Source organism: Inquilinus sp. YAF38, assembly GCF_052113205.1.
Lineage (GTDB): Bacteria > Pseudomonadota > Alphaproteobacteria > DSM-16000 > Inquilinaceae > Inquilinus.
In genome coordinates, this window is the sequence record NZ_JBFRCU010000145.1 from 1 (window position 1) to 10,045 (window position 10,045).

The window sequence follows — 10,045 nt, forward strand, 5'->3', positions numbered from 1 at the left end:
GGAGATCCTGCTCGCGCGCCCCGCCCAGGCCGCCCCGCCGCCCGAACCCGCCGCGGCCGCCTCGCCGGCTCCTGAGCCGGTTGCCGCAGCACCGGCCGCCGCGGACCCTGCACCCATTGCCGATCCGGCCCCGGTCCAGACCGCCGCGCTGGCGCCGGACGCTCCGGCCGAGCCGATCGCCTCCGCGCCCCAGACGGCCCTCCAGCCGGACGATCCGATCGCGGCGCTGCTGGCCAACCCGGCCGCCGCCGGTGGCTGGATCGACCCGGACGCCCATGCGCCGGTGCAGGTCGCCGCGGTCCCGGCCATGCCGGCGCCATCCCTGCCGACGATCACCGCCGTGCCGGCCGGCCGCTTCGCGGCCCAGATCGCGGCCGTGACCTCGCCGCAGGAGGCGCAGGCCGAATGGGCCCGGTTCCAGCGCCGCTTCCCGGAGCTGTTCGGCGCGCTGCAGCTCGCCGTGCCGCAGGTCTCGGCCGCGACCCGGCTCGGCTACCGCGTCCAGGCCGTGCCGCTCGACCAGGCGACGGCGACGCGGCTGTGCGAGGCCCTGGCCACCGAGAAGACCGGCTGCCTCGTCGTTCCCCGCTGAGTTGATGTCCAAGGCGATCCTGTTCGGCTGTGCCGGCCCTGTCCTGACGGCCGAGGAGCGGCTGTTTTTCCGCGACGCCGACCCGCTCGGCTTTATCCTGTTCCGCCGCAACTGCGAGACCCCGGACCAGCTTGCAGCGCTGGTCGCCGATCTGCGCGACGCGGTCGGCCGCAAGGCCCCGGTGATGATCGACCAGGAGGGCGGGCGCGTTGCCCGGCTGCGGCCGCCGCACTGGCCGGCCTTCCCGGCCGCAGGCCGCTTCGGCGCCCTGGCGTCGCTCGATAGAGATGCGGCGGAGGAGGCGGCCCGCGCCAACGCCACCGCCATCGCGCTGACCGCCGGTGCCGCCGGCATCGACATCGTGGCCGCCCCGGTGCTCGACCTCGACCTGCCCGGCGCCGACCGCACCGTGGTCGGCGACCGCGCCTTCTCCGGCGATCCGGCCATGGTCGCCCGGCTCGGCCGTACCGTGGCGGAGGGGCTGCTCGACGGCGGCGCGCTGCCGGTGATCAAGCATCTGCCGGGCCATGGCCGGTCGCGGGTCGACAGCCATGTCGCCCTGCCGCTGGTCGAGGCCGATCTCGACACGCTGGAGCGCACCGATTTCGCCCCGTTCCGCGACCTCGCCGGTCTGCCCTGGGGCATGACCGGGCATCTCGTCTTCACCGCGCTCGACCCCGACCATCCGGTCACCCAGTCGCCCACTGCGATCCGCGACGCAGTGCGCGGTCGCATCGGCTTCGACGGGGTGCTGTGCAGCGATGACCTGTCGATGGGCGCGCTGTCCGGATCCCTGCCGGACCGGGCGGCGCGGGCGCTGGCCGCCGGCTGCGACCTGGCCCTGCACTGCAACGGCGACCTGGCGGAGATGCGGGCGATCGCGGCCGCGGTCCCGCCGATCGGCCCCGAGACCGCGGCCCGGCTGGCCCGCGCGGAAGCCTGGCGCCGTCCGGCGAGCGACCGTCCGGTGGAGAGCTATCTCGATCGGGTGAGGGAACTGCTCGGCCGCCTGCCGACAGCCTGACTCTCCAATTCACGACGCCCCCCCTTGCCGTCATTGCGAGGAGGCGAAGCCGACGAAGCAATCCAGGGCCACAGCGTGCGGCCCCTGGATTGTTTCGCTGCGCTCGCAATGACCGGTGTTTGGGCTTCCGGAAAGCTCTCCCAGACGAGCGAGGGACGTCTCTAGAGCCGATCCTAAAGCATCCCCGGCCGGAACAGGGCCTTTCGGTCCACCACCCCACCCGCGGTCACGAACACCCCGCCGCCGGTGTAGTGCAGCGTCTTCGGGTGCTTCGGCACCGGCGCGACATGCGCCTTCACCACCTCGAAGATGAAGAAGTTGTAGCGGTCGACCAGCGCGTCGTCGTGCAGCCGGCACTCGAAATTGGCGTGGCATTCGCGGATCAGCGGCGCCTCGACCTCCTGCGCCTCCCCGGTGGTCAGGCCGAACTCCTGGAACTTGTCGATCTTCGCGCCGGAGGTATTGCCGATCCCGACTACCGTGTCGGTCAGGGCCGTCGTCGGCAGGTTGATGACGCATTCGCCGCTGTCGCGGATCAGGCGGAAGCTGTGATTGCCGCCGGAGATCATGCAGCCGACCAGCGACGGCGAGAACTCCATCACCGTGTGCCAGCCCAGGGTCATGATGTTGGTCCGGTCGCGCCAGCGCGACGACACCAGCACGATCGGCCCGGGCTCCAGGTAGCGCCGGACCTCGTGGACGGGAAAATCGGTCTTCTTGCGCGGTCTCGCCATCACCGAGTCTTTCGCTACGCTTTCCCAGCAAGCTGGCATCACGTCGGCCCGTGGAAAGCCGGGGCGGCCGGATGTCGCGATCGAGGTTGCTTCGCCGCGTCCGGGCGGCGAAACTCGCGGCATGCTGGAAGACTGGTCGAAGGTCGATGCGCCGCCGGTGACGAACCGGGAGGACGCCGCCTTCATTCTCAAATTCGAATCCTATGAAGGGCCGATCGATCTGCTGCTCGAGCAGGCGCGCGAGCAGAAGGTCGACCTGACCCAGATCTCGATTCTGGCGCTGGCCGATCAGTACCTCGCCTTCGTCGAGCATGCGCGGCGGCTGTCGCTGGAGCTGGCGGCGCATTACCTGGTGATGGCGGCTTGGCTGGCCTATCTCAAATCGCGCCTGCTGCTGCCGGCGCCGCCGGGCGACGACGAGCCGAGCGGCGCCGAGCTGGCCGAGGCGCTGGCCTTCCAGCTGCGCCGGCTGAACGCGATGCGCGAGGTCGGGCAGGCGCTGATGGCGCGGCCGCAGCTCGGCCACGACCTGTTCGCCCGCGGAGCCGCGGAGGAGGACGAGGCGACCCCGACCTCGGTCTGGGCCGTGTCGCTGTACGACCTGCTCAAGGCCTATGCCGAGCATTGCCGGGCCAAGGCCGCCGCCGAGGGCAGCCTGCGCATCGAGGCTTCGGTGCTGTACTCGCCGGAGCAGGCGCTGGAGCGGCTGGAGGCGATGCTCGGCCGGTTCCCGAGCTGGACCACCCTGGCCGCCTTCCTGCCGCCGATGACCGGCAGCCCCTTGGTGCGGCGCTCGGCGCTCGCCTCCACCTTCGTCGCCACGCTCGAGCTGGCCAAGGCCGGCCGGATCGCCCTCCGCCAGGACGGTCCGTTCGGCCCGATCTGGCTCAAGGCCCAGATTCCCCAGACTCACGAAGAATGACCGAGCCCACCCAAGCCCTGCGCCTGGTCGAAGCGATGCTGTTCGCCTCGCCGGCACCCCTGACCGAGGCGGCGATCGCCGAGCGCCTGCCCGACGGCGCCGACGTGCCGGAGCTGATCGACACGCTGGTCGAGCAGTATCGCGGCCGCGGCGTCGCCCTGATGCCGGTGGCCGGCGGCTGGGCCTTCCGCACCGCGCTCGACCTGGCGCCGCTGCTGCGCGACGCCGGTCATGTCGTGCGCCGGCTGACCCGGGCAGCCTTGGAGACGCTGGCGATCATCGCCTACCACCAGCCGGTGACCCGGCCGGAGATCGAGGCGGTGCGCGGCGTCGCCGTGGCCAAGGGCACGCTCGACACGCTGCTGGAGGCCGGCTGGATCGCGCCCGGCCGGCGCCGGCAGCAGCCGGGGCGGCCGCTGACCTGGGTCACCACCCAGGGCTTCCTCGACCATTTCGGCCTCCCCGCCCTCGCGGACCTGCCGAGCGTCGACGAGCTCAAGGCCTCCGGCCTGCTCGACACCCGCCCGGCCATGGCCGTCCTGCCCGGCGGCACCCTGTCCGGCGAGGACGGGCCGGAGCCGCCGGAGGAGGACGGGAGGGAGTAGCGAAACGGGCCGCGCCGGGCCGTTTTCGCCGTCGCCGGAGGCCAGGATTTCCGCGCCATTTCGCGCCGTCCGCCGGCATTGCGGTGGCGGGGGGTTTCTGCGATGATCCCGCCGCCTTGGGGCTGGAGGAAAAGTTTATGGGTGGTTTGAGTATTTGGCATTGGTTGATCGTCCTGGTGGTCGTGCTCCTGATTTTCGGGAACCGGCTGCCGCGGGCGATGGGCGACCTGGCCAAAGGGATCAAGAACTTCAAGTCCGGGCTGTCGGACGACCCCAAGAGCGACGGGTCGGATGATCGCCCGGCCGTGCCGCCGCCCGCGGGCACCGAAGCCGGCAGTCCGAACCGGACGACCGTCGACCGCCAATAGTCCCTTCGGGGAACCGGTAGCGCGCCCCGTCCCCGGTGGCGGGGCGTGATGGACGAATGTGATGTTCGGTTTCGACTGGTCGGAGTTGATGATCATCGTGGTCGTGGCACTTATCGTGCTCGGCCCGAAAGATCTGCCGCGTGCCCTCTATCAGCTGGGCAAGTGGACGCGGCATGCCCGCCGCATCACCGGCGAGTTCCAGCGCCATGTCGACGACATCGTGCGCCAGGCCGAGCTGGAAGAGGTGCGCAAGACCGTCACGGATGCGGCCAAGACGCTCGACGTCCGCAGCCAGGTGGCGGAGCACGTCAACACGGTCCTGGACCCGGTCAAGGACATCAAGCAGGCCTTCGACAAGGCGGCGCCCGGTGCCACGCCGCTGGCCGAGCCCGACAAGGCCGCGACCAACGGCCAGGCGGCCCCTGAGCCGCAGCCGGTCGAAGGCCCGCAGCCCGCGTCGGTCCCGCCTCCGGAGGCCCCGGTCGTCGCCCCCGCCGAGCCCGCGCCAGCCGCTGTTCCCGCGGCGCCGGCGGCAGCCCCCGCGGCCGCTCCCACCCCGACCGACCGCGCGAGCTGATCCATGGCGCCCGCCGACAAGGAGATCGACGACAAGCAGATGCCCTTGATGGAGCATCTGCTGGAGCTGCGCACGCGGCTGATCTATGCCGTGGTCGCGATCCTGGTCGGGTTCTTCATCTGCTACCATTTCTCCGAAGCGATCTACCTGTTCCTGGCGCAGCCGCTGGCGGACGCGCTGGCCGCAGCCGGTCAGGCCAGGTCGATGATCTCGACGGCGCTGACCGAGACCTTCTTCACCTACATCAAGATCGGCTTCTGGGGCGGCTTCTGCCTGGCCTTCCCGGTGGTGGCGAGCCAGATCTGGATGTTCGTCGCGCCCGGCCTGTACAGGAACGAGCGCAACGCTTTCCTGCCGTTCCTGCTGTTCAGCCCGGTGATGTTCATCATCGGCGCCGCCTTCGTGTACTATTTCGTGTTCCCGCTGGCCTGGAAGTTCTTCCTGTCCTTCCAGGTGCTGGGCCCGGATGTCGGCAGCGGCATCGAGATCAAGCTCGACGCCAAGGTGTCGGAGTATCTCGACCTGGTGATGCGCCTGCTGCTGGCCTTCGGCATCGCCTTCCAGCTGCCGGTGCTGCTGACGCTGCTGGTCCGCGTCGGCATCCTCAGCGTCGCCACGCTGAAGAGCAAGCGGCGCTATGCCATCGTGATCGTCTTCGTCGTCGCCGCCGTGCTGACCCCGCCGGACGCGATCAGCCAGGTCGCGCTCGCCGTGCCGATGCTGCTGCTCTACGAGGTCGCGATCCTGATCGGCGGCATGATCGAGCGCGACCGCGCCAAGCGCGATGCAGAGGCCGAAGCGGAAGATGCCCGCGACAACGACGGCGGCACCGCGGCCTAGCGTGATGAGTTTAGGTCGGACCGGGGCACCTGTAGCACCAAGGCCATGAATTATTGCCTCTCCCGCTTGCGGGAGAGGTCGGAGACGCGAAGCGGCTGCGGGTGAGGGCTCTTTGTCGAGGCCTGGGCCAGCCCTCACCCGGTCGTCCTGCGGACGCCCGACCTCTCCCGCCAGGCGGGAGAGGCAACGTGAAGACGCTCGACATCCTGCCAGTCCCTTTCCGAATGCACTGGCGGGACCCGATCTCGATTCATTCCGCTCTAGCGGGCCGCGAACTCCGCGACCAGCGGGCCATAGGCCTCCATCGGCGGGACGGTGTCGTAGCTGTGCACGGCCGGCGTCGCCGCCCAGGCCAGCTTTTCGCCGGTGAAAGTCTCGATGAACGGCACCGACCAGGCCGGGTCGTCCAGCATGGTCGACCGGATATTGACGAAATGGTCCAGCCCCTCCGGCCGGGTGAACAGCCAGCTCAGGCAATGCGGGCAGAAATAGTGCCGCGACGGGCCGTGCAGCCCGCCGATCACCGGCTCGCCCTGGGTCACGGCGAAGCCCTCGCTCGGGATCGCCGCGGACAGCGAGAAGGCGCTGCCGGTCATGCGCCGGCAGCCGGTGCAGTGGCAGGCCATGGTCAGCAGCGGCGCGGCGGTGATGCGAAAGCGCACCTGGCCACAGCGGCAGCGTCCTTCCTGCGGCAGGGTCGGTTCGGTCATGGCGTCCTCCTGGTGGTTGGCCCGTTCTGGTTGCCCTGTTCTAGATTGGCGGAGGACGCCGGACCAGATCAGCCCTTCGCCGCCGCCTCCAGCGCGGCGATGTCGAGCTTCACCATCTGCAGCATCGCCTCGGTGACGCGCTTGACCTTGGCCTGGTCGGGGTCGCCCATCAACTCGCCCAGCTGCTTCGGCACGATCTGCCAGGACAGGCCCCAGCGGTCCTTCAGCCAGCCGCATTGCTCGACCCCGCCGCCCTCCTTGAGCGCGTCCCACAGCCGGTCGATCTCGGCCTGGGTGTCGCATGTGACCATGATCGAGAAGGCGTGGTTGAACGGATCCAGCGGCCCGGCTTCGATCGCCTGGTAGCGCTGGTCGCCCAGGGTGAAGCCGGCAAGCCGCACGCTGCCGGCCGGGCCGCTCGGCGTGTCGGCGGGCAGGGGCGAGATCCAATGGATCGCCGAGCCCGGGATCAGCCCGGTGTAGAAGCCGAGCGCGGCCTCCATGTCCTTCTCGAACCAGAGATGCTGGGTGACCTTCATCGCGGTGTTCCTTCCTCGGTCGCGCGGCCTTGCGCAGGGTTGCTCCTGACCCAAGGACGACCGAGGGCATGCGTTCCCGACATCGCCCGCGAATTCGCGTCGCTAGGACGATCGATCAATGGTTTCCAGACTCGTCGGGGCCTAGGATGCCGCCGGGCGGGATTGGGGGCGGAGATGGCCGGGCACGGGCATGTCGGCAAGACGGATGTCGCCGCTCTGGAACGGTTCCTCGCCGACTCCACGACCGCCGCGCCCTCGCAATACGCCTTCGTCCGCCGCGGCAAGGTGATGTGCTTCTACGCCGATTCCAGGGTGGCGCTGGAGGCCGGGGCGCGCTGCTTCCCCGACCGCGAATTCTCCGTCATCGACATCCACGCCCGCAAGGTGGTGCTGCCGCACTGACCAGCCTTTCGCTCGGATTGGCCAAACGAGATTTGGCCAATCTCAGCTCATGCCTCGGTGAAGAAATCCTCGTTTGGATAGGCCATCATTTCCGCCTATCCAGGGTCGGACGGCGGCGCCGTTCCCCACCCGACTCATGGAGACAGGATTGACGATCCCGGTATCGCGCCTTCTGCTCGCGCTCGGCCTGCTCGCCTCCCTGGCCTCCGGCGCCCAGGCCGCCGACGGCCCGCTCGCCCGCATCGTCGACGCGGCGATCCGGCCGGTGATGGCGGAGTACGACGTTCCGGGCATCGCCGTGGCGGTCACGGTCCGCGGCCAACAGTCCTTCTTCAACTATGGCGTCGCCGCGAAGGACGGCGGCGGGACGGTGACGGAGGACACGCTGTTCGAGATCGGCTCGATCAGCAAGACCTTCACCGCGACCGTCGCCGCCACGGCGCAGCTGCAGGGAACCCTGTCCCTCTCCGACAGCGCCAGCAAATACCTGCCGGAGCTGGCCGGCAGCAGCTTCGACCGGATCAGCGTGCTCGACCTCGGCACCTACACCGCGGGCGGCCTGCCGCTGCAGTTCCCGGACGACGTCACCGATCCCGACCGGATGATCGCCTTCTACCGCAACTGGCGCCCGGCCTACGCCCCCGGCACCCAGCGGCTGTACTCGAACCCCAGCATCGGCTTGTTCGGCTATCTCGCCGCGCGCAGCCTGAACCGGCCGTTCGACGAGCTGATGCAGCAGCAGATCTTTCCCGCGCTCGGCCTGGCCAGCACCTATATCCAGGTCCCGCCGGACCGGATGGGCCGCTATGCCTGGGGCATATCCAAGGCGGGCAAGCCGGTCCGGGTGACTCCGGGCCTGCTGGATTCGCAGGCCTATGGCGTCAAGACCACCGCGGCCGACATGATCCGCTTCGTCGAGGCCAACATGGACGGCACAGGGCTGGACGACACGCTGCGCCGCGCCATCGCCGCGACCCATGCCGGCTACTACCGGATCGGCGACATGACCCAGGGCCTGGGCTGGGAAATGGTCGACTGGCCTGTCGATCTCGACCGGCTGCTGGCCGCGAATTCCCCCGAGATGGCCCTGAAGCCCAACCCCGCCACCCGGCTGGACCCGCCGCTGCCGCCGCGGGACGAGGTGCTGATCAACAAGACCGGCTCCACCAACGGCTTCGGCGCCTATGTCGCCTTCGTTCCCGCCCGCGGCATCGGCGTGGTGATCCTGGCGAACCGCAACTATCCGATCGCGGCGCGGGTGCAGGCCGCCTACCGGATCCTGGCGGCTCTGGACGCGGAGGCCGGGTGATGAGCGCTCAATGCGCGCATCGGGTTCGCCTGCAGCGACCCTGCGGGCTGCACTGACGCCGACCGATACAAAGGTCTCGCCGATACCAACGTGCAACTGACAGCATCGCCCCTGACGATGAAATTGAGGTCATCCAACCGCCGAAAGGAGAGGAGAAGACCATGAAGATCCTGATGGTGTTTACGTCCCACGACACGCTCGGCGATACCGGACGCAAAACCGGCTTCTGGCTCGAGGAGGGCGCCGCGCCGTATTTCGTGTTCCGCGGCGCCGGCGTCGCCCTGACCCTCGCCTCGCCCAAGGGAGGGCAGCCGCCGGTGGACCCGAAGAGCGACCTCCCCGAGAACCAGACGCCGGCCATGGCACGGTTCAAGCAGGACCCCCAGGCGCAGAAGGATTTTGCGAACACGGCGAAGCTCGGGGACATGCGCTCCGACACCTTTGACGCGGTATTCTATCCGGGCGGTCACGGCCCGATGTGGGATCTGGCCGACGACCCGGATTCCATCGCCCTGATCGAATCCTTCTACAACTCCGGCAAGCCGGTGGCGGCTGTCTGCCATGCGCCCGGCGTGCTGCATCGCGTGATGTACCAGGGCGCGCCGATCGTGAAAGGCAAGCGCGTCACCGGCTTCGCCAACAGCGAGGAGGAGGAGGTCCAGCTCACCCATGTCGTGCCGTTCCTCGTTGAGGACGAGTTGAGGCGGCTGGGCGGACTCTTCGAGAAGGCCCCGAATTGGCAGAGCTTCGTCATCACCGACGGGCGCCTGATCACCGGGCAGAACCCGGCGTCCTCGACTGCCGGCGCGCAGGCCCTGCTGAAGTTGCTCTCCGGGACCCGGTCGTCGGCGCCCGCCTCCAGCGCTGCCTAGTTCGGAAGCTCCGCCGGCCGGCGGCTGGCCCTGCGCGTCCGGCGGAGCATGGGAACGGGCGTGACCGCGATGTGCTATTGCGTTAATGGGCGATTCTCGTTCATGCTATGTTCTATGAATGAGGCGCAATCCGAACCGATCCGGCCGACCGATCCCGACATGCATTGGACGGGCTGGGCGCTGACCACGCTGCGCGAGGCGGCCGAGATCGACATGCGCTGCAAGCGGCTGACCGAGCGGCAGCAGGAGCGGGCGCATCACGACCCGAAGGCGCCGCCGCCGGCCTTCGGGCTGATCCAGGCGCGGCTGACGCGCTCGGTGCGTCTGACGGTCGCCCTGACCGACCGGATCCGCACCGGCTTCATGACGCGGCGGGACGAGCGCAAGGCCTCCGGCGAGGAGCAGCGCCGCCGGCAGCGCCGCGAGCGCGCGGCGCAAATGGTCGGCGAGGCGACGGCGCAGCCCGAGCGCGGAATCGACGCCGAATGCATGCGGGCGATGGCGTGGGAGTCGCTGGTCGAGGACGAGATGCTCGACGCGCAGCTGGACAC

The 10,045-nt window shown here is 69.6% G+C and carries 14 protein-coding genes; 11 read left to right on the forward strand and 3 right to left on the reverse strand.

The window, feature by feature from the left end:
• Both AB4Z01_RS34655 and nagZ read left to right on the forward strand, forming a co-directional pair.
• A partial coding sequence (locus tag AB4Z01_RS34655; protein WP_441701184.1) for an SPOR domain-containing protein occupies nucleotides 1-592 on the forward strand: 592 nt, incomplete at its 5' end.
• Between the two features lie 4 nt (nucleotides 593-596).
• Entirely contained in the window at nucleotides 597-1,616 is a 1,020-nt protein-coding gene (nagZ, locus tag AB4Z01_RS34660; protein WP_441701185.1) for a beta-N-acetylhexosaminidase, read from the forward strand.
• Between the two features lie 173 nt (nucleotides 1,617-1,789).
• Here the strand turns inward: nagZ and AB4Z01_RS34665 are convergent, their stop codons facing one another.
• Nucleotides 1,790-2,350, reverse strand: a complete 561-nt coding sequence (locus AB4Z01_RS34665) for a flavin reductase family protein (protein ID WP_441701187.1) — start codon at nucleotides 2,348-2,350, stop codon at nucleotides 1,790-1,792.
• A 121-nt stretch (nucleotides 2,351-2,471) separates the two neighbouring features.
• Here AB4Z01_RS34665 and AB4Z01_RS34670 point away from each other — a divergent pair, with 121 nt between their 5' ends.
• The 5 genes from AB4Z01_RS34670 to tatC all read left to right on the forward strand — a co-directional run bounded on the left by AB4Z01_RS34670 (nucleotide 2,472) and on the right by tatC (nucleotide 5,662).
• The gene (locus AB4Z01_RS34670; RefSeq protein WP_441701189.1) at nucleotides 2,472-3,272 is read left to right on the forward strand and encodes a segregation and condensation protein A; all 801 of its coding nucleotides are present in this window, start codon (nucleotides 2,472-2,474) and stop codon (nucleotides 3,270-3,272) included.
• Nucleotides 3,269-3,877 (forward strand): SMC-Scp complex subunit ScpB, encoded by a 609-nt coding sequence (gene scpB / locus AB4Z01_RS34675; protein WP_441701190.1) that lies wholly within the window; start codon nucleotides 3,269-3,271, stop codon nucleotides 3,875-3,877. Before AB4Z01_RS34670 ends, scpB begins: the two co-directional genes overlap by 4 nt.
• Before the next feature lie 116 nt (nucleotides 3,878-3,993).
• Nucleotides 3,994-4,245, forward strand: coding sequence for a twin-arginine translocase TatA/TatE family subunit (gene tatA, locus AB4Z01_RS34680; protein ID WP_441701192.1), 252 nt, complete (start codon nucleotides 3,994-3,996; stop codon nucleotides 4,243-4,245).
• A 61-nt stretch (nucleotides 4,246-4,306) separates the two neighbouring features.
• The gene (gene tatB, locus AB4Z01_RS34685) at nucleotides 4,307-4,822 is read left to right on the forward strand and encodes a Sec-independent protein translocase protein TatB (RefSeq protein WP_441701194.1); all 516 of its coding nucleotides are present in this window, start codon (nucleotides 4,307-4,309) and stop codon (nucleotides 4,820-4,822) included.
• Nucleotides 4,823-4,825: 3 nt separating this feature from the next.
• Nucleotides 4,826-5,662 carry a twin-arginine translocase subunit TatC gene (gene tatC / locus AB4Z01_RS34690; protein ID WP_441701195.1) on the forward strand — a complete coding sequence of 279 codons (837 nt, stop codon included), beginning with the start codon at nucleotides 4,826-4,828 and terminating at the stop codon, nucleotides 5,660-5,662.
• Between the two features lie 260 nt (nucleotides 5,663-5,922).
• Here the strand turns inward: tatC and AB4Z01_RS34695 are convergent, their stop codons facing one another.
• Both AB4Z01_RS34695 and AB4Z01_RS34700 read right to left on the reverse strand, forming a co-directional pair.
• A complete protein-coding gene (locus tag AB4Z01_RS34695; RefSeq protein ID WP_441701197.1) occupies nucleotides 5,923-6,372 on the reverse strand; it encodes a GFA family protein in 450 nt (149 codons plus the stop codon).
• Nucleotides 6,373-6,440: 68 nt separating this feature from the next.
• Nucleotides 6,441-6,911 carry a VOC family protein gene (locus AB4Z01_RS34700; protein ID WP_441701199.1) on the reverse strand — a complete coding sequence of 157 codons (471 nt, stop codon included), beginning with the start codon at nucleotides 6,909-6,911 and terminating at the stop codon, nucleotides 6,441-6,443.
• A gap of 174 nt (nucleotides 6,912-7,085) precedes the next feature.
• Between AB4Z01_RS34700 and AB4Z01_RS34705 the strand changes: the two genes are divergently transcribed.
• The 4 genes from AB4Z01_RS34705 to AB4Z01_RS34720 form a co-directional block, all read left to right on the forward strand.
• A complete protein-coding gene (locus AB4Z01_RS34705; RefSeq protein ID WP_441701201.1) occupies nucleotides 7,086-7,313 on the forward strand; it encodes a hypothetical protein in 228 nt (75 codons plus the stop codon).
• A gap of 148 nt (nucleotides 7,314-7,461) precedes the next feature.
• Nucleotides 7,462-8,622: a class C beta-lactamase gene (gene ampC / locus AB4Z01_RS34710; RefSeq protein ID WP_441701202.1), complete on the forward strand. Its 1,161-nt coding sequence runs from the start codon at nucleotides 7,462-7,464 to the stop codon at nucleotides 8,620-8,622.
• A gap of 161 nt (nucleotides 8,623-8,783) precedes the next feature.
• Nucleotides 8,784-9,494 (forward strand): type 1 glutamine amidotransferase domain-containing protein, encoded by a 711-nt coding sequence (locus AB4Z01_RS34715; RefSeq protein ID WP_441701204.1) that lies wholly within the window; start codon nucleotides 8,784-8,786, stop codon nucleotides 9,492-9,494.
• A gap of 159 nt (nucleotides 9,495-9,653) precedes the next feature.
• Nucleotides 9,654-10,045, forward strand: a 392-nt coding sequence (locus AB4Z01_RS34720) for a hypothetical protein (protein ID WP_441701206.1), incomplete at its 3' end; no start/stop codon positions are given.